This window comes from Kluyvera sp. EC_51 (genome assembly GCF_019584505.1).
In the GTDB taxonomy this organism is placed as follows: domain Bacteria; phylum Pseudomonadota; class Gammaproteobacteria; order Enterobacterales; family Enterobacteriaceae; genus Kluyvera; species Kluyvera sichuanensis.
In genome coordinates this window covers 32,896-50,668 of sequence record NZ_VDAG01000027.1, presented here as the reverse complement: position 1 = coordinate 50,668, position 17,773 = coordinate 32,896, and the positions used below count along the sequence as shown (strand labels likewise).

16 protein-coding genes are annotated in these 17,773 nt (G+C 56.7%); 9 read left to right on the top strand and 7 right to left on the bottom strand.

Going from position 1 to position 17,773, the window contains the following annotated elements:
* Positions 1 to 12 precede the first annotated feature (12 nt).
* From FHC49_RS07665 to hemC, 5 genes are all read right to left on the bottom strand, one after another.
* A complete protein-coding gene (locus FHC49_RS07665; RefSeq protein WP_220439447.1) occupies positions 13 to 1,665 on the bottom strand; it encodes a sulfatase-like hydrolase/transferase in 1,653 nt (550 codons plus the stop codon).
* Between the two features lie 619 nt (positions 1,666 to 2,284).
* Positions 2,285 to 3,481: a protoheme IX biogenesis protein HemY gene (hemY, locus tag FHC49_RS07660; protein WP_185669774.1), complete on the bottom strand. Its 1,197-nt coding sequence runs from the start codon at positions 3,479 to 3,481 to the stop codon at positions 2,285 to 2,287.
* 3 nt (positions 3,482 to 3,484) lie between these two features.
* Positions 3,485 to 4,684: a uroporphyrinogen-III C-methyltransferase gene (gene hemX / locus FHC49_RS07655; protein WP_220439446.1), complete on the bottom strand. Its 1,200-nt coding sequence runs from the start codon at positions 4,682 to 4,684 to the stop codon at positions 3,485 to 3,487.
* Between the two features lie 21 nt (positions 4,685 to 4,705).
* The gene (hemD, locus tag FHC49_RS07650) at positions 4,706 to 5,446 is read right to left on the bottom strand and encodes a uroporphyrinogen-III synthase (protein ID WP_185669772.1); all 741 of its coding nucleotides are present in this window, start codon (positions 5,444 to 5,446) and stop codon (positions 4,706 to 4,708) included.
* Complete coding sequence (gene hemC / locus FHC49_RS07645; protein WP_185669771.1) at positions 5,443 to 6,384, bottom strand: hydroxymethylbilane synthase; 942 nt, start codon at positions 6,382 to 6,384, stop codon at positions 5,443 to 5,445. The genes hemD and hemC overlap by 4 nt, the downstream gene beginning before the upstream one ends.
* A gap of 418 nt (positions 6,385 to 6,802) precedes the next feature.
* Here hemC and cyaA point away from each other — a divergent pair, with 418 nt between their 5' ends.
* A complete protein-coding gene (cyaA, locus tag FHC49_RS07640; protein WP_035896459.1) occupies positions 6,803 to 9,349 on the top strand; it encodes a class I adenylate cyclase in 2,547 nt (848 codons plus the stop codon).
* A 92-nt stretch (positions 9,350 to 9,441) separates the two neighbouring features.
* On the opposite strand, the gene cyaY is transcribed toward cyaA, so the two are convergent.
* Entirely contained in the window at positions 9,442 to 9,762 is a 321-nt protein-coding gene (cyaY, locus tag FHC49_RS07635; RefSeq protein WP_035896460.1) for an iron donor protein CyaY, read from the bottom strand.
* Between the two features lie 139 nt (positions 9,763 to 9,901).
* Here cyaY and FHC49_RS07630 point away from each other — a divergent pair, with 139 nt between their 5' ends.
* The 8 genes from FHC49_RS07630 to corA all read left to right on the top strand — a co-directional run bounded on the left by FHC49_RS07630 (position 9,902) and on the right by corA (position 16,815).
* Positions 9,902 to 10,105 carry a lipoprotein gene (locus FHC49_RS07630; protein ID WP_185669769.1) on the top strand — a complete coding sequence of 68 codons (204 nt, stop codon included), beginning with the start codon at positions 9,902 to 9,904 and terminating at the stop codon, positions 10,103 to 10,105.
* A 35-nt stretch (positions 10,106 to 10,140) separates the two neighbouring features.
* Positions 10,141 to 10,965: a diaminopimelate epimerase gene (gene dapF, locus FHC49_RS07625; RefSeq protein WP_185669777.1), complete on the top strand. Its 825-nt coding sequence runs from the start codon at positions 10,141 to 10,143 to the stop codon at positions 10,963 to 10,965.
* A complete protein-coding gene (locus tag FHC49_RS07620) occupies positions 10,962 to 11,669 on the top strand; it encodes a DUF484 domain-containing protein (RefSeq protein WP_185669768.1) in 708 nt (235 codons plus the stop codon). The genes dapF and FHC49_RS07620 overlap by 4 nt, the downstream gene beginning before the upstream one ends.
* Positions 11,666 to 12,568 (top strand): tyrosine recombinase XerC, encoded by a 903-nt coding sequence (gene xerC / locus FHC49_RS07615; protein WP_185669767.1) that lies wholly within the window; start codon positions 11,666 to 11,668, stop codon positions 12,566 to 12,568. The genes FHC49_RS07620 and xerC overlap by 4 nt, the downstream gene beginning before the upstream one ends.
* Positions 12,568 to 13,284, top strand: a complete 717-nt coding sequence (gene yigB / locus FHC49_RS07610) for a 5-amino-6-(5-phospho-D-ribitylamino)uracil phosphatase YigB (protein ID WP_220439445.1) — start codon at positions 12,568 to 12,570, stop codon at positions 13,282 to 13,284. Before xerC ends, yigB begins: the two co-directional genes overlap by 1 nt.
* A gap of 64 nt (positions 13,285 to 13,348) precedes the next feature.
* Positions 13,349 to 15,511: a DNA helicase II gene (gene uvrD, locus FHC49_RS07605; RefSeq protein ID WP_185669765.1), complete on the top strand. Its 2,163-nt coding sequence runs from the start codon at positions 13,349 to 13,351 to the stop codon at positions 15,509 to 15,511.
* 147 nt (positions 15,512 to 15,658) lie between these two features.
* Positions 15,659 to 15,715 (top strand): YsgD/CorL family protein, encoded by a 57-nt coding sequence (gene ysgD / locus FHC49_RS24665; protein ID WP_368301982.1) that lies wholly within the window; start codon positions 15,659 to 15,661, stop codon positions 15,713 to 15,715.
* A 149-nt stretch (positions 15,716 to 15,864) separates the two neighbouring features.
* Positions 15,865 to 16,815, top strand: a complete 951-nt coding sequence (corA, locus tag FHC49_RS07600; RefSeq protein ID WP_185669764.1) for a magnesium/cobalt transporter CorA — start codon at positions 15,865 to 15,867, stop codon at positions 16,813 to 16,815.
* Between the two features lie 38 nt (positions 16,816 to 16,853).
* Here the strand turns inward: corA and rarD are convergent, their stop codons facing one another.
* Positions 16,854 to 17,747 carry an EamA family transporter RarD gene (gene rarD / locus FHC49_RS07595; protein WP_220439444.1) on the bottom strand — a complete coding sequence of 298 codons (894 nt, stop codon included), beginning with the start codon at positions 17,745 to 17,747 and terminating at the stop codon, positions 16,854 to 16,856.
* Positions 17,748 to 17,773: the final 26 nt, after the last annotated feature.

The following is a 17,773-nucleotide window of genomic DNA, read 5'->3' as shown; positions in this document are numbered from 1 at the left end:
GGCGAGTTGACCTTACAGCTTAATTTGTACCTTCGGCGGATACTTCTGCAGGATCTTCATATAGTCATGAATTTCGGTCTGCAGCGGCACGCCCATTGGAATGTGGCGCACGCCGATAGCATCGCTTTCCTGCGGGTCGGTGTAGAGATTAAAGACCGCGGTACCGGCCGTCTGCATGATGGCGCCGGAGAAACCGCCCTGGTAGCCGCTTTGGGTAAAGGCATACGGCTGCTGGATAACCAGATGATATTTAAATTCATCCATACGTACGGCGGACAGCTGGCCGTTCAGGAAGTAATGCTCTGCTTTACGGTTAGATTGGCCGTTGGTACCGAGGAAGAATGAAGACTGGTCGACGCCATCGATAAAGGTGGTTGTCGGCACCAGCTTAGCGACTTCGGCTCCGCCTTTCCCGGCCAGTGCCAGCGCGGTAGGGAACAGATCCGCCAGATCGACAATGCCGTCCGATTTACGCGGCTGGATCATCCCTTTCCAGTAGACGAAGGTCGGTACGCGAACACCGCCTTCCCAGGTTGAGCCTTTTGCACCGCGGAACGGCGTACGGCCATGCGGTGGGACTTCGGCTTCCGGGCCGTTGTCGGAGGTAAAGACAATCAGCGTATTTTCCAGCTGGCCGTTTTTCTCCAGCGCGTTATACAGGTTAGCGAAGACGTCATTCATCTCCACCATGCAGTCGCCGTAAGAGGTGCGAGCCGGTGAACTACCCGCATATTTGGCGTTCGGATAGTTGTCGAAGTGACAGCCGCGCGTGCCGTAGTACAGGAAGAACGGCTTATCGCTTTTGGTCATCTTATTGAGGAACTCAACGCCGTACTGCATCCAGCGCTGATCCAGATCTTCCATATATTTCGGCGTGATATCGGCGATGGCTTCCTGCTTGCCGCCGCGTACGGCGTGGACATCATCTTTACTGAACGGCAGATTTTTAATGTACTCCGCGCGGTCCGGGCTCAGCGCGACTTCCGGGTTTACATGAACGTCGCGCCATTCGGTGTACATATCCGATACCGAGTTAAAGCCTCGGAAGTCATCAAAGCCGACGTTTTGTGCCTGCGACCCTTCGTTTTCACCCATGTGCCATTTACCGATCGCCTGGGTAACGTACCCTTGATCGTGCAGCAGTTGCGGTAGGGTAGTCAGCCCTTCCAGGCCCCCCGGCATGCCGTACATTGGCGGCATTTGAATACCGTGGTGAACGGAGTACTGCCCGGTCATGATGGTGGCGCGCGTAGGTGAAGAACTTGGCTGTGAATAGGCCGATGTCAGAATAAGCCCCTGGCTGGCGACGGCGTCAATATCCGGCGTTGGGTTGCCAACGGCAATACCGCCGCCGTTAAAGCCGACGTCCATCCAGCCGACGTCATCCAGCACGAAAATAACCACGTTGGGTTTCTTCCCGGTTTTTTTGGCAATATCCGCGAGTTTTTGCTGTGTCTCTTTATTCTGCTCGGGGTGCATCATGACCGGCATCATATTTTCAGCAATGGTGGTCGCCGGTTTTACTAAATATTGATTGGGGTGATCGTAGCCGGCAAAACCTTCTCTGGCTTTGGCTACCGCAGGCGTGTCTGCGGCGTTAGCCAGCACGGGAAGTGCCGCCAGCACAGCGATCGCCAGTAGCCTTGGGGGGAAAGATAAATCCATTATAATATCTCCATGATTTATATATTTTACTGATTTAATTTATACGCCGCGATTGGGCGTAACGATCTGATGAATAAATAGAGGTGATTCTTTTATTTCAGTGAATATAAAATGGGCCGATGCAGCGCGGGAAATTCTATACCTTATATTTTTACTCTGTAAATATAAGTCCGCTATAGAAAGGGGCAGGATCAAATATTGCGCGCTGTTTTTTTATGAATTGATATAGGGAATGAATATTATCTTATTTATTTTCTCGTTCAGGAGTGTCCTCCCTGAGGATCCTGTGACATAATGCGCCGCGTAGATGCTCATTCCACCTCTTATGTTCGCTTTTGGCCTCATAAACTCGGGAATGACGCAGAGCCGTTTACGGTGCTTATCGTCCACTGACAGATGTCGCTTTTGCCTCATCAGACACCATGGACATTACGTTGAGTGAAGCACCCATTATGTTGTCGAATTAAACCTGTTTAACGCCTGCTCCCAAAAGGAGCGGGCGTTTTTTTATGCCCAGTTGTAGTCCGGCCAAGCGCAGCGCCGCCGGGGCCGCACAGCCGCCGGGGCCGCACAGCGGCCAAAAAAAGGGGCCATTCGGCCCCTTAACAAATGCTCCACCTTACGCGGGCGGGTTATTCTGCAGCGTCAGCATCAACCCATCACGGCGCATTGCCGCTGCTTCTTCCGGCTGCTTCAGACGATCAAGCGTATCGGCAAGCCACGCGTAGTCGAACGCGTCCGGACGCTGCTTCAGCGCAGCGCGGAACGCCAGGCTCGCTTCCTGCCACTCGCCGTGCTTCATCAGCGACTGACCCAGCGTACTCCACAACAGCGGGCGATCGCCTACCGTTTTGATCTGCTGGCGCAGCAGTTTTTCCATTTGCTCCGGGTTATTGGTGCGCAGGCGCGGGATCAGCATCACCAGACGATCGTCATACTGGCGCTTCAGCCCATCGATAATGATCTGCTGTGCGGTGTCATGATCGTCACATTCAATCAGGTGATCGGCCATGGCGACCTGCAGGGCCACCTGATGACGGGTTTTACGGCTCTGGTTTTTCCACCAGTTACGCAGCCCTTCGCTGCCCTGATCGGCGCGAGCCTGATCCATCAGACCAATCCACGCCTGCTGTTCCAGCGCTGCACGGTGCGCGTCGTCGCCGACGTGGGCTTTCGCCATGGACGGGATGATATCCAGCAGCGAGCTCCAGGCTCCGGTCTGAATATAGGCCTGCTCTGCCAGACGCAGCACTTCCGGGTGGCGCGGTGCCACTTCCAGTAGCTTATCAATGCCGTGGCGCGCCGCGTGATTCTCGTGGCGTGCCAATTGCAGGCGGACGCGGGTGATTTCGACCGGAATCAGGTCGTTGCCTGCGTTTTCAGCGGCACGCTGAAGGTGCTGATTGGCGCGCGCTTCGTCACCGCGCTGCTGTGCCGCTTCGGCTGCCAGCAGGTAGTTCACCACTGGTTGCTCGGCGTGATCGGCATTTTTCGACATCAGCTTCTCAACCTGCTGATAGTCGCCTTCTGCCAACTTCAACAGCGCCTGTTCCGTCTGCTTACGCGCACGGCGACGCTTACGACCAACAAACCAGCCACGCGTGTGGGCGCTGGTGCGGAAGATACGGCGCAGAATCCACTCCAGGGCGAACAGCGCTACCATTATCAGGATCATGATAATGACTAAACCGGTCACGCTGGTTTCAACGTTATAGTTGTCGGTCTGAATCAGAACATAACCCTGATGGCCAGCGATCATCGGGCCGACCACCACACCGGCAATCAGCAGTGCAAAGAGTAAGAGAACTTTTAGCATCGGTTACTCTCCTTGCGCTGGGGCAGGTGCTGGTGCTGGCTGCACGGGGGCCACAGCGACAGGCTCTGCGGACGTGACGGCAGGCTGCGCCATCAGGTTACGCACACGGGTTTGCATCAGCTTTTCCAGAATCGGCTGGCTTTGCAGCGTTTCCGGGATATCCATGGAGATGCTCTGCTGGCTGAGTTTGTCGATCTCATCAAGGAACGTCTTCGTGGCGGCATCGTCGGTATCGTAGTAAGCGCGTACCCAGGTTGAAACGTTATCCAGCGCCTGCTTGAAGGTTTCATCCTGATGGCGCGGTATCGCCTGAGAGGCGGCAAGCAGTTGGGCGCGGATATTCTCCCGCAGGTAGATATCCTGGTTTGGCGCCAGCAGCGGGACGGCGGTTTCATCGCGACGACGAATGGTAATAAAGCTGTCCATAAAGTTCTGCCAGCTTTTCTGCAGATTTACACGCCATTCGCCGAGCGAGGCCGACAGCTCGCTGCCGTCGTTATCCATCGGCGAATCGTCGGTGTTGTTGTCTGCCAGACGCAGGTTATCCACCTGATTGGCGAGCTGATTAACCTTGAGGATGATACCGTCGTAGTCCACCTGAGAGACGGCGGAGAGGCTGGCAATATCTTCGGTAATGGCGCGACGCGCGGCGATTAAGCTTGGGTCGTTCATATCCGCCAGGCTCGCGTCGGCGCTTTTCAGCAGCGCGGCAGCGGTGGTGACGTCCTGATCGCTCCACAGCTTGCGTCCGGCCAGCTTCACAAGGAAGTCAGACTGGGCCAGCAGCCAGGTTTTCGAGTCAGTACCGGAAATGGCCGCCACTTTCTGCTGCATTTCGTCCAGCTGTTTAGCCATTTCCGCCTGCTGGGTTTTGGCTTCCTGCAGCTGTTCGGCCTGCTGTTTAAGCGTGGTTTCCAGCGCCTCTTTTTGTGCGTCCTGCGTTTTTTGCAGGGCGATAAGCTGATTGGCGAGGGTGTCGCTGGTCTGAGTCTGGTTGACGGCCTGCTGTTTGCCCCAGCCGTACAGGCCAATGCCTGCCGCTAGCGCAATGGCGATAGCAACGGTGCTGAGCGCCAGACTGGTTTTCCCGCCGTTATTTTTCTTCTCAGCATTTTCCGGCTTACGAGCGTCGGGCTGCGGTGAGGTTTTCACCGCATCTTCGGACTCTTCAACCACGGCGGAGTTTTCTTTTTGTTCCGTCATTATGGCTTCCAATTTTGAGAGTTATTGTAGTGCGCGCAGCAGCGCATCGTTGTCTGCGCCATCGGCAACCTGAATATCCTGCCAGCCCAACTCCTGGGCCAGTTTTGCAATACGCTCACTCACCACCAGTAGCCGACAGGTGAGCAGCCAGCGCTCCCGGTACCAGAGGGGAATCAGCGTCCAGAGTTGTTGCAGCATTTCGCCGCTGGTCACCACGAGGGTGTTGACCTCTCGCGACTGCCAGCGCATAGCCTCTTCGGCGCCGTCATAGTGGATAGCGCTGCGCTGGTAGCATTCGCAAAGGGTGACATCGGCGCCGCGTGCGCTCAGCGTTTCGGCCAGCAGTTCACGCCCGCCGTTGCCGCGCAGAATCAGCGCCTTCTTTCCCGCAATAGTTTGCAATTCAGGTAATTGTAGCAACACTTCGCTGATTTCCCGATCTAATGGATAGCGAACATCAAGGCCGCTCGCCTGATGTAGCGCCAGCGCCGTAGTACGGCCAATCGCAAAATAACGGGGAGAAGTGGGCCAGCTAACGCGCTGCTGCTGAAGCTGCGCGTGGGCGAAGCTGACCGCGTGCTGCGACAGAACAAACGCTAAATCGCCTTCGCGCAGTGCGCCAAGCGCCGGTATCAGCGCGTTCAGCTCGCGTCCGGGCGTAAATTCTATCAGCGGGAAATTCCAGGCTACTCGCCCCAGCGCGCGCAAACGGCTGACTAACTCTTCACCTTGCGGGGAGGGGCGGGTAACCAGAATGGTCATACGGCGGCATCTCCGTCGTAAACGGCGGCAAGGATTGCCCGCGCGCCGTTGTCCAGCAGTTCGTCGGCAAGTTCAATGCCCATGCGCTCGGCATCTTCCGGCTTGCCGCGGCGTTCACCGCACACCATCTCACTGCCATCCGGCGCGCCAACCAGCGCGCGCAGCCACAGTTCGCCGTCGTTCAGCTCAGCGTAGCTGCCGATAGGCACCTGGCAGCCACCTTCCAGACGCGTGTTCATGGCGCGCTCGGCGCGAACGCGAATGGCGGTGTCGTCGTGGTTTAATGGTGCGAGCAGGGCGCGGGTCTGTTCATCGTCCAGACGGCACTCAATGCCGACGGCACCCTGGCCGACCGCCGGGAGCGACTCTTCCGGTGACATCGGCTGGCGAATACGGTCATTCAGTTCAAGGCGTTTTAGCCCCGCGACTGCCAGAATAATGGCATCGTAGTCACCGTTATCGAGCTTGCTCAGACGCGTGCCGACGTTGCCGCGCAGCGAGCGGATCACCAGATCCGGGCGACGCTTGGCCAACTGGCACTGGCGGCGCAGGCTGGAGGTACCGACGATGCTACCTGCCGGGAGGTCGTCCATGCAGGCGTAATGATTGGAGACGAAGGCATCGCGCGGGTCGTCACGTTCGCAGATAGTCACCAGCCCAAGCCCTTCCGGGAACTCTACCGGGACATCTTTCATCGAGTGGACGGCGATGTCCGCACGGTTTTCAAGCAGCGCAAGCTCAAGCTCTTTGACGAAAAGCCCTTTACCGCCCACTTTTGCCAGCGGCGTATCGAGGATGATGTCCCCTCGCGTGACCATCGGCACGAGCGTCACCGTAAGCCCAGGATGGCAGGCCATCAGGCGTTCTTGTACATAGTGCGCTTGCCAGAGAGCGAGCGGACTTTGGCGTGTGGCAATTCTCAAAACTTTGTCTAACATGCTTGTTACCGTCGTTATCATCCATTGACCATCCTAACATTGTTGCCCTAATGATGTTAGTTTTCACGGTCTTCGTAAAAATTCTTGCTGGGAATTAAGGGGTATGCACGAAGCGTGCCTTGAGAGTCAGTAAAGGTAAGCATAAACGGGGTTGTGTTTACCGTTCATTACTGGCACTGTCTTGATCGTATGCCGGGGTTTACAGCAGCATTCAATGCTACACTTGTTGTAGTGCAACATTCTTTACGGTCAACCGGCAAGGTGTTAAATTGATCACGTTTTAAACCATTTTTTGTCCAAAATTCGATAATCACAACGGCGGACAATAAAACGGTAACGGTTCTTCTTGTTGAAATATTAAAACCTCCGTACCGCTCTGACAGGATACGTCGAGGTTTTGAACATCAGGCGATATGTCTTGTACCTCTATATTGAGACACTGAAACAGAGACTGGATGCCATCAACCAACTGCGTGTGGATCGCGCGCTTGCAGCCATGGGACCTGCTTTCCAGCAGGTTTACAGTCTACTGCCGACATTATTACATTATCATCATCCGCTGATGCCGGGTTACCTCGACGGTAACGTTCCCAAGGGCATCTGCCTCTACACGCCTGATGAAACCCAACGCCACTATCTTGATGAGCTCGAACTGCATCGCGGTATGCCGCCGCAGACCTCCGCAAAAGGTGAACTGCCGATTACCGGCGTCTACTCGATGGGGAGTACCTCATCGGTAGGGCAGAGCTGCTCTTCCGACCTGGACATCTGGGTCTGCCACCAGTCGTGGCTCGATAATGATGAACGCCAATTGTTACAGCGCAAATGCAGCCTGCTGGAAAGCTGGGCGGCATCGCTGGGCGTTGAAGTCAGCTTCTTCCTGATCGACGAAAACCGCTTCCGTCATAATGAAAGCGGTAGCCTCGGCGGCGAAGACTGTGGTTCAACGCAGCACATTTTACTGCTCGACGAATTTTACCGCACGGCGGTCCGCCTGGCGGGCAAACGTATTCTGTGGAATATGGTGCCGGGCGAAGAAGAAGATCATTACGACGATTACGTGATGACCCTTTACGCCCAGGGCGTACTGACGCCGAACGAATGGCTCGACCTCGGTGGATTGAGCTCGCTCTCCGCCGAAGAGTACTTCGGTGCCAGCCTGTGGCAGCTCTATAAGAGCATCGACTCACCGTATAAAGCGGTGCTGAAAACCCTGCTGCTGGAAGCCTATTCCTGGGAATACCCGAATACGCACCTGCTGGCGAAAGACATTAAACAGCGCCTGCACGACGGCGAGATCGTCTCCTTCGGTCTTGATGCCTACTGCATGATGCTGGAGCGCGTGACCGAGTACCTGAAGGCGATTGAAGATGAAACCCGCCTCGACCTCGTACGCCGCTGCTTCTATCTGAAGGTGTGCGAAAAGCTCAGCCGTGAACGCGCCTGCGTTGGCTGGCGTCGTGAAGTGGTCGGCCAACTGGTGAAAGAGTGGGGCTGGAGCGAAGAGCGTCTGGCGATGCTTGATAACCGCGCCAACTGGAAAATCGATCAGGTGCGTGAAGCGCACAACGAACTGCTCGACGCGATGATGCAGAGCTACCGTAACCTGATTCGCTTCGCTCGTCGTAACAACCTGAGCGTTTCCGCTAGCCCGCAGGACATCGGTGTGCTGACGCGTAAGCTGTACGCCGCGTTTGAAGCGCTGCCAGGTAAAGTGACGCTGGTGAACCCGCAGATCTCTCCGGACCTGTCCGAACCGAATCTGACCTTTATCTATGTTCCGCCGGGACGTGCCAACCGTACGGGTTGGTACCTCTACAATCGCGCGCCGAACATGGAATCTATCGTCAGCCATCAGCCGCTGGAATATAACCGCTATCTGAATAAGCTGGTGGCCTGGGCCTGGTTTAACGGCTTGCTGACCTCGCGTACGCGCCTGTTTATCAAGGGCAACGGTATTGTCGATCTGGCCAAACTGCAGGAGATGGTTGCTGACGTGTCGCACCACTTCCCGCTGCGTCTGCCTGCACCAACGCCGAAAGCGCTCTACAGCCCGTGCGAAATTCGCCATCTGGCGATTATTGTTAACCTCGAATATGACCCGACGGCGGCCTTCCGCAATCAGGTGGTGCATTTTGATTTCCGCAAGCTCGATACCTTCAGCTTCGGCGAAGATCAGAAATGCCTGGTCGGCAGCGTCGACCTGCTGTATCGCAACTCGTGGAACGAAGTGCGTACGCTGCACTTCAACGGCGAGCAGGCGATGATCGAAGCGCTGAAAACCATCCTCGGTAAAATGCACCAGGATGCCGCGCCGCCGGACAGCGTCGAAGTGTTCTGTTATAGCCAACACCTGCGCGGTTTAATCCGTACTCGCGTACAGCAACTGGTGTCGGAATGCATCGAACTGCGCCTTTCCAGCACCCGTCAGGAAACCGGGCGCTTTAAAGCGCTGCGTGTCTCCGGGCAGACCTGGGGCCTGTTCTTTGAACGTCTGAACGTGTCGGTGCAGAAGCTGGAAAACGCCATTGAGTTCTACGGCGCCATTTCGCATAACAAGCTGCACGGGCTATCCGTCCAGGTTGAGACTAACCATGTTGAGCTACCGCAGGTGGTCGATGGTTTTGCCAGTGAAGGGATTATTCAGTTCTTCTTCGAAGAGTCGGGCGAAGATCAGGGCTTTAATATCTATATTCTTGACGAGAGCAACCGCGCAGAGGTGTACCACCATTGCGAAGGTAGCAAAGAAGAGCTGGTGCGTGACGTCAGCCGCTTCTACTCGTCGTCACACGATCGCTTTACCTACGGCTCAAGCTTTATCAACTTCAACCTGCCGCAGTTCTACCAGATTGTGAAGGTTGATGGGCGCGCGCAGGTGATCCCGTTCCGCAGCCAGGCCATCGTGCCGCCGCCGTCCAATCAGGACAATAACAACGCGCCGTTGTTGCAGCAGTATTTCTCTTAAAATCCCGGCGTCGCTTCGCTCGGCCGGGCTACCGTTATGATCCGTAGCCCGGACGAGGCGTTTACGCCGACTCTGGGGATCGTGCAGAGTGCTTAGCGGAAGCTAACCTCTTCACCCGCCTGCTGTGTTGCCGCCTGCTCTAACAGATCCCAGAAGGTTTCGCCGCTGCGGTCGCAAATCCACTCATCACCCTTCAGGTCAAAATGGTAGCCGCCCTGTTTGGTCGCCAACCACACCTGGTGCAATGGCTCCTGGCGGTTAATAATAATTTTGCTGCCATTTTCAAAGCTGATGGTCAGCACGCCGCCGTTGATCTCGCAGTCGATATCGCTATCGCCGTCCCAGTCGTCCAGACGTTCTTCGATGGTCAGCCACAGGGTATCGGCGAGGCGATGAAATTCACTGTCGTTCATTGTTGTTTCCCGTTATTTAGTGATGGCGGCAGTATAGCGTGAAACAAATCACGTTGCAGTCAGGTGCTTAACGCTTGCTTTTGCGCCTTCTCCTGCGATGATAGAAAATAGAAAGCATTGAACTACAGGCATCTTAAGAATGAATAAGATTTTTCGACCGCTGGCAGTGTTACTTGCATTATCTAGCCTTGCAGGCTGCGGCCTGAAGGGCCCACTCTATTTTCCTCCGGCTGATAAAACGGCAGCTCCGCCGACGCAACCCGTCACTCCTCCGATTCAGAGCAGTTCTCCGGATCGTAACGACCGTGGTGATAACGGCGGCCCGACGCAGGTTAATTACTAATATTACCGTTCTGTTCCGCGCAACTGGAGTAGATGATGCAGTTCTCTAAAATGCATGGCCTCGGCAACGATTTCATGGTCGTCGACGCGGTAACGCAGAATGTCTTTTTCTCGCCCGAGCTTATCCGCCGACTGGCGGACAGGCATCTTGGCGTGGGTTTCGATCAACTGCTGGTCGTGGAACCGCCTTACGACCCCGATCTGGATTTTCACTACCGCATCTTCAATGCCGACGGCAGCGAAGTCTCCCAGTGCGGTAACGGTGCCCGCTGCTTCGCCCGCTTTGTGCGCCTGAAAGGGTTGACCAACAAGCGCGATATCCGCGTGAGCACCGCCAATGGCCGTATGGTCTTAAGCGTGACCGACGACGAGCTGGTTCGCGTGAATATGGGCGAGCCGAACTTTGAACCGTCTCAGGTGCCGTTTCGCGCTAACAAAGCGGAAAAGACCTATATCATGCGCGCCTCTGAGCAGACAGTATTGTGCGGCGTGGTCTCCATGGGGAACCCACACTGCGTGATTCAGGTCGATGATGTCGACACCGCCGCGGTAGAAACGCTTGGCCCGGTGATGGAAAGTCATGAACGTTTCCCAGAACGCGCTAACATTGGTTTTATGCAGGTAGTGAAGCGGGACCACATCCGTCTGCGCGTTTACGAACGCGGTGCGGGTGAAACTCAGGCTTGCGGCAGCGGCGCATGTGCGGCGGTTGCCGTCGGCATCCAGCAGGGCTTGCTGGCGGAAGAGGTGCGCGTGGAACTGCCGGGCGGGCGACTTGATATCGCCTGGAAAGGCCCGGGCCAACCGTTGTTTATGACTGGCCCGGCGGCACATGTCTATGACGGATTTATTCACTTATGAAACACGTCGGGGAAGAACAGCAGGACGCTCTCACTACGCTGAATGACGGCGCGGTCGTGGATTATCTGTTGCAACATCCTGAATTCTTTATTCGTAATGCCGCAGTGGTTGAGCAAATGCGCGTCCCGCACCCGGTGCGGGGCATGGTCTCTCTGGTGGAGTGGCACATGGCGCGTTCGCGCAACTACATTGCCATGCTGGAAGAGAACATGAGCCAGCTTATGGAACAGGCGACGGCGAACGAAAGCCTGTTTTACCGCCTGTTGCATCTACAAAACCGGCTGGCCTGCGCGGAAAGTCTGGACGATCTCCTGCTGCGCTTCCATCGCTGGGCGCGTGAGCTGGGGCTGGCAGGCGCATCGCTGCGGCTGTTCTCCGACCGCTGGCGTCTCGGCGCCCCTTCCAGACATACCGATCTGGTGCTCTCCCGTCAGGCTTTTGAGCCGCTGCGCATTCAGCGCTTAGGTCAGGCCAACCACTATCTTGGCCCCCTTAACGGCCCTGAACTGCTGCTGGTGCTTCCTGAGGCGAAAGCCGTAGGGTCGGTGGCGATGTCGATGATGGGCAGCGATGGCGATTTAGGCGTGATCCTCTTTAGCAGCCGCGACCCGCACCACTATCAGCCGGGGCAGGGCACACAGCTGCTGCAGGAAATCGCCCTGATGCTGCCGGGCCTGCTGGAACGCTGGATCGAGCGCGTATGACCGGTACCGGGCTAGGGCCAGCCGTTACCCGCTTTCTGCGCTATCTGGGCGTAGAGCGCCAGCTTAGCCCCATCACGCTCCTCAACTATCAGCGTCAGCTTGATGCCATTATTGAACTGGTCGAAGGGATGGGCCTGCAGAATTGGCAACAATGTGATGCTGCGATGGTGCGCAGCGTGGCGACCCGCAGCCGCCGCAAAGGGCTGGGTGCCGCCAGTCTGGCGTTACGCCTGTCGGCGCTGCGCAGCTTCTTTGACTGGATGGTGAGTCAGGGCGAGCTTCCGGCTAACCCGGCAAAAGGTATCGCCGCGCCGAAAGCGCCGCGCCATCTGCCAAAAAATATCGACGTTGATGACGTTAACCGTCTGCTGGATATCGATCTCAATGACCCGCTGGCGGTGCGCGATCGCGCCATGCTGGAGGTGATGTACGGCGCGGGGCTACGTCTTTCTGAACTGGTGAATCTGGATATTAAACATCTGGATCTCGATACCGGTGAAGTGTGGGTGATGGGGAAAGGCAGCAAAGAGCGTCGCCTGCCGATTGGCCGCAATGCCGTGGCGTGGATTGAGCATTGGCTCGACCTGCGTGGACTGTTCGGCAGCGACGAGGATGCGCTGTTTCTCTCGAAGCTTGGCAAACGGATTTCGGCGCGAAATGTGCAAAAGCGCTTTGCCGAATGGGGTATCAAGCAGGGGCTGAATAGCCACGTGAACCCTCACAAGCTGCGCCACTCGTTTGCTACCCATATGCTCGAGTCGAGCGGTGACCTGCGCGGTGTGCAGGAACTACTGGGCCACGCCAACCTGTCGACCACCCAAATCTATACCCACCTTGATTTTCAACACCTTGCCTCGGTGTACGATGCGGCGCATCCGCGCGCCAAACGGGAGAAATAATGCGTTTTTATCGGCCGTTGGGCGCTATCGCTGCGCTGACGTTTGACCTTGATGACACCCTTTACGATAACCGCCCGGTGATTGACCGAACGATGCAGGAGTCGCTGACCTTTGTGCGCGGCTACCATCCGGCGCTGGCGAACTTCGATGCTCGTACGTTGCAGCAGTGGCGCGATGCGTTGTTAAAGACAGAGCCTGAAATCTACCACGACGTCACCGAGTGGCGCTGGCGCGCGCTGGAGTCTGGTATGCGTCAGCTTGGGCTGACGGTTCAGGAAGCCAAAGCGGGTGCCGATGCGGCGATGGCGAATTTCGCCCAGTGGCGTAGCCGGATTGATGTGCCGCAGGAAACCCACGACACGCTGGCGAAACTGGGCCAAAAATGGCCGCTGGTGGCGATCACCAACGGTAACGCTCAGCCGGAGTTGTTCGGCCTGAGCGACTACTTCCAGTTCGTGCTGCGCGCCGGCCCGGACGGGCGCTCGAAGCCGTTTGCCGATATGTACCATCTGGCGGCCGACAAGCTCAACGTACCGCTCGGCGAGATTCTGCACGTGGGCGATGACCTGACCACCGACGTGGCAGGCGCGATTCGCTGCGGCATGCAGGCCTGCTGGATCAAACCGGAAAATGCCGACCTGATGCAAACCGCAGACTGCCGTTTGTTGCCGCATGTCGAGATTTCCCGGTTGGCATCTCTGACCTCGCTGATATAATCGTAAGCAACTCTGTATAAATTCCCAGGGGTCCCACTGGGCCCTGTTGATTCCGGCGGTGCCAATGGACGTTTCTTACCTGCTCGACAGCCTCAACGATAAACAGCGCGAAGCCGTCGCGGCGGAGCGGACCAATATGCTGGTGCTCGCCGGGGCAGGCAGCGGCAAAACGCGCGTGCTGGTGCACCGTATTGCCTGGCTGCAAAGCGTCGAAAACTGCTCGCCGTACTCCATCATGGCGGTCACCTTTACCAACAAAGCGGCGGCGGAGATGCGCCACCGTATCGCTGAGCTGATGGGCACGTCGCAGGGCGGCATGTGGGTCGGGACCTTCCACGGGTTGGCGCACCGTTTGCTGCGTGCGCACCACCTGGACGCCAATCTGCCGCAGGATTTCCAGATCCTCGATAGCGAAGACCAGCTGCGCCTGCTGAAGCGCCTGATCAAGGCGATGAACCTCGACGAGAAACAGTGGCCGCCGCGCCAGGCAATGTGGTTTATCAACAGCCAGAAAGATGAAGGGCTGCGCCCTCACCATCTGCAAAGCTACGGTAACCCGGTTGAGCAGACCTGGCAGAAGGTCTACCAAGCCTACCAGGAAGCGTGTGACCGCGCGGGGCTGGTGGACTTCGCCGAGCTGCTGCTGCGCGCTCATGAGCTGTGGCTCAACAAACCGCATATCCTGCAGCACTATCGCGAACGCTTTACCAATATCCTGGTGGACGAATTCCAGGATACCAACAACATTCAGTACGCCTGGATCCGCCTGTTGGCGGGCGACACCGGTAAGGTGATGATCGTGGGCGATGACGACCAGTCGATCTACGGCTGGCGCGGGGCGCAGGTGGAGAACATCCAGCGCTTCCTCAACGATTTCCCCGGTGCAGAAACCATCCGTCTGGAGCAGAACTACCGTTCAACCAGCAATATCCTCAGCGCCGCGAACGCCTTGATTGAAAACAACAACGGGCGCCTGGGCAAAAAGCTGTGGACCGACGGCGCCGACGGCGAACCGATTTCACTCTACTGCGCGTTTAACGAACTCGATGAAGCGCGCTTTGTGGTGAACCGCATCAAGACCTGGCAGGACAACGGCGGCGCGCTGACGCAATGCGCCATCCTCTACCGCAGCAACGCCCAATCACGCGTGCTGGAAGAGGCGCTGCTGCAGGCCAGCATGCCGTACCGAATCTACGGCGGTATGCGCTTCTTCGAACGTCAGGAAATCAAAGACGCGCTCTCCTATCTGCGCCTGATTGCCAACCGTAATGACGACGCCGCGTTTGAGCGCGTGGTGAACACGCCAACCCGCGGCATCGGCGATCGCACGCTGGACGTGGTACGCCAGACCTCGCGTGACCGTCAGCTGACGCTGTGGCAGGCCTGCCGTGAGCTGCTGCAGGAGAAAGCCCTTGCCGGTCGTGCGGCAAGCGCGCTGCAACGCTTTATGGAGCTGATTGACGCACTGGCGCAGGAAACGGCCGATATGCCGCTGCACGTGCAGACCGACCGTGTGGTGAAAGACTCTGGCCTGCGCATGATGTACGAGCAGGAAAAAGGCGAGAAGGGCCAGACGCGAATCGAGAACTTAGACGAACTGGTCACGGCAACGCGCCAGTTCAGCTACAACGAAGAAGATGAAGATTTAATGCCGCTGCAGGCGTTCCTCTCCCACGCGGCGCTGGAAGCCGGGGAAGGCCAGGCAGATACCTGGCAGGACGCGGTGCAGTTGATGACCCTGCACTCGGCGAAAGGCCTGGAATTCCCGCAGGTGTTTATCGTCGGCATGGAAGAGGGGATGTTCCCAAGCCAGATGTCGCTGGATGAAGGCGGGCGTCTGGAAGAAGAGCGCCGCCTGGCCTACGTCGGCGTCACCCGTGCAATGCAGAAGCTAACGCTGACCTACGCCGAAACCCGTCGCCTGTACGGCAAAGAGGTTTACCATCGCCCGTCGCGCTTTATCGGCGAGCTGCCGGAAGCCTGTGTCGAAGAGGTTCGTCTGCGCGCGACGGTCAGCCGCCCGGTCAGCCATCAGCGAATGGGCACGCCAATGGCGGAGAACGACACCGGCTATAAGCTTGGCCAGCGTGTACGCCATGCTAAGTTTGGTGAAGGCACCATCGTCAACCTGGAAGGCAGCGGTGAACATAGCCGACTGCAGGTCGCTTTCCAGGGGCAAGGAATTAAATGGCTGGTGGCCGCTTACGCCAGGTTAGAAAACGTATAACATTCAGAAAAACATAACATTTTTGTCACCTTCTGCTAGCCTTAATAAAGAGAAGGTAATTAATCTAACTTAGCGTTTCGTTGCGTGTTGACGGCGTTTTTTTGCTGGCGTAACATGCGCGCACGATTACGCTAAGAGGACAAAGCCTTGGACACACCCAGTAGATGCTGGCTCACCTTCCTGTCATTCAGGAACAACTCCTAAGGCTATCCTCTTATGCTGATAGCCTTAGCGGTTGTCAGCGACTCGTATTTCCCGTCGCATTGAGTCAGGCTGTTTAATGGTCTGAAACCCCTGTAGTTTCTGTGTGCCCACCGGCTGTCCGATAATTTTTTGCATTGGGAGTCCCGGTCATGCTGAGCGCATTTCAACTGGAAAACAATCGTTTAACGCGTCTTGAGGCGGATGAGATCGATCATCTTGCCAGCTCGGTTTGGGTAGATTTAGTCGAGCCAGATGACGACGAACGAAACCGTGTGCAAAAGGATTTGGGCCAGAACCTGGCCACGCGCCCTGAACTGGAAGACATCGAAGCATCCGCACGTTTTTTTGAAGACGAAGACGGCCTGCACATTCACTCCTTCTTCTTTTATGAAGATGCGGACGATCACGCAGGTAACTCCACCGTCGCATTCACCATCCGCGAAGGGCGTTTGTTCACCCTGCGTGAGCGTGAGCTACCGGCATTTCGCCTCTACCGCATGCGTGCGCGTAACCAGGCGATGGCGGACGGTAACGCCTACGAACTGCTGCTCGACCTGTTCGAAACCAAGATCGAACAGCTGGCGGACGAAATCGAAAACATCTATAGCGACCTCGAAAAGCTAAGCCGCGTCATTATGGAAGGGCATCAGGGCGATGAGTACGACGAAGCGCTCTCGACGCTGGCGGAACTGGAAGATATCGGCTGGAAGGTTCGCCTGTGTCTGATGGATACCCAGCGCGCGCTGAACTTCCTCGTGCGTAAGGCGCGTCTGCCGGCAGGCCAGCTGGAGCAGGCACGGGAGATTCTGCGAGATATCGAATCCCTGCTGCCGCACAACGAATCGCTGTTCCAGAAGGTTAACTTCCTGATGCAGGCGGCGATGGGCTTTATCAACATCGAGCAGAACCGCATTATCAAGATCTTCTCGGTGGTCTCCGTGGTCTTCCTGCCGCCGACGCTGGTGGCCTCCAGCTACGGGATGAACTTTGAGTTTATGCCGGAGCTGAAGTGGAGCTTTGGTTACCCTGGCGCGATTATCTTTATGATTCTGGCCGGGCTTGCGCCGTACCTGTACTTTAAGCGCAAGAACTGGCTGTAATAGCCGTGCCGGATGGCGCTTCGCCATCCGGCAATCTTCTAGCTCCGGCGCACCCGTCTTTGCGTATACACCGCATCCATCACGAATATCGCCAGCGCCACCCAGATAAAGGCAAAGGTCACCATCTTATCTGCGCCCGGCACCTCACCGTAGAACGTCACCGCCAGCAGGAACATCAGCGTTGGGCCGATGTACTGGAAGAAACCCAGCGTTGACAGACGCAGGCGGGTCGCCGCCCCGGTAAAGCACAGCAATGGGATAGTGGTCACCACGCCTGCGGCAATCAGCAGCAGGTTCAGCGACCACGGATTTTGACCCATATGGCTGGTGGCGCTATCGGCGATGCCGAACAGATAAATCGCTGCTACCGGCAGCAGCCAGAGCGTCTCGAACAGCATGCCGGTCTGGGCATCGACGGCAATTTTCTTACGCACCAGGCCATAGAAGGCGAAGCTGAACGCCAGCCCCAGGGCAATGATTGGCAGCGAGCCAAAGGTCCATAGCTGGACTAACACGCCGCAAATCGCCAGCGCGACGGCAACCCATTGCATGCGGCGGAAACGCTCGCCGAGGAAAATCATCCCCAGCAAAATATTCACCAGCGGGTTTATAAAGTAGCCGAGGCTTGCCTCCAGCATATGGTGGTTATTGACCGACCAGATAAACAGCAGCCAGTTACCGCCAATCAGCACCGCCGACAGTACCAGCAGGAAGACCTTCTTTGGCGTCTTCAGCAGCGTTTTAACCTGCGGCCATTGGCGGCTAAAGCTAATGAGCGCCACCATAAAGAAAAACGACCAGATAACGCGGTGGGTCAGGATCTCATCGGCAGGAACGTAGTAAATCAGCTTGAAGTAGGCTGGAGCGATGCCCCAGATGAAATAGGCGGCAAGGGCCAGAAGCACGCCCTGTCGCGTTTGTTTGGGATCCATGTGAAACATCCATTTCGAAAAAGTAA

Coding starts and splice junctions, on each gene's coding strand:
- FHC49_RS07665 (WP_220439447.1), bottom strand. CDS start 1,665: ATGGATTTATCTTTCCCCCCAAGGCTACTGGCGATCGCTGTGCTGGCG.
- hemY (WP_185669774.1), bottom strand. CDS start 3,481: ATGCTAAAAGTTCTCTTACTCTTTGCACTGCTGATTGCCGGTGTGGTG.
- hemX (WP_220439446.1), bottom strand. CDS start 4,684: ATGACGGAACAAAAAGAAAACTCCGCCGTGGTTGAAGAGTCCGAAGAT.
- hemD (WP_185669772.1), bottom strand. CDS start 5,446: ATGACCATTCTGGTTACCCGCCCCTCCCCGCAAGGTGAAGAGTTAGTC.
- hemC (WP_185669771.1), bottom strand. CDS start 6,384: ATGTTAGACAAAGTTTTGAGAATTGCCACACGCCAAAGTCCGCTCGCT.
- cyaY (WP_035896460.1), bottom strand. CDS start 9,762: ATGAACGACAGTGAATTTCATCGCCTCGCCGATACCCTGTGGCTGACC.
- FHC49_RS07630 (WP_185669769.1), top strand. CDS start 9,902: ATGAATAAGATTTTTCGACCGCTGGCAGTGTTACTTGCATTATCTAGC.
- dapF (WP_185669777.1), top strand. CDS start 10,141: ATGCAGTTCTCTAAAATGCATGGCCTCGGCAACGATTTCATGGTCGTC.
- FHC49_RS07620 (WP_185669768.1), top strand. CDS start 10,962: ATGAAACACGTCGGGGAAGAACAGCAGGACGCTCTCACTACGCTGAAT.
- xerC (WP_185669767.1), top strand. CDS start 11,666: ATGACCGGTACCGGGCTAGGGCCAGCCGTTACCCGCTTTCTGCGCTAT.
- yigB (WP_220439445.1), top strand. CDS start 12,568: ATGCGTTTTTATCGGCCGTTGGGCGCTATCGCTGCGCTGACGTTTGAC.
- uvrD (WP_185669765.1), top strand. CDS start 13,349: ATGGACGTTTCTTACCTGCTCGACAGCCTCAACGATAAACAGCGCGAA.
- corA (WP_185669764.1), top strand. CDS start 15,865: ATGCTGAGCGCATTTCAACTGGAAAACAATCGTTTAACGCGTCTTGAG.
- rarD (WP_220439444.1), bottom strand. CDS start 17,747: ATGGATCCCAAACAAACGCGACAGGGCGTGCTTCTGGCCCTTGCCGCC.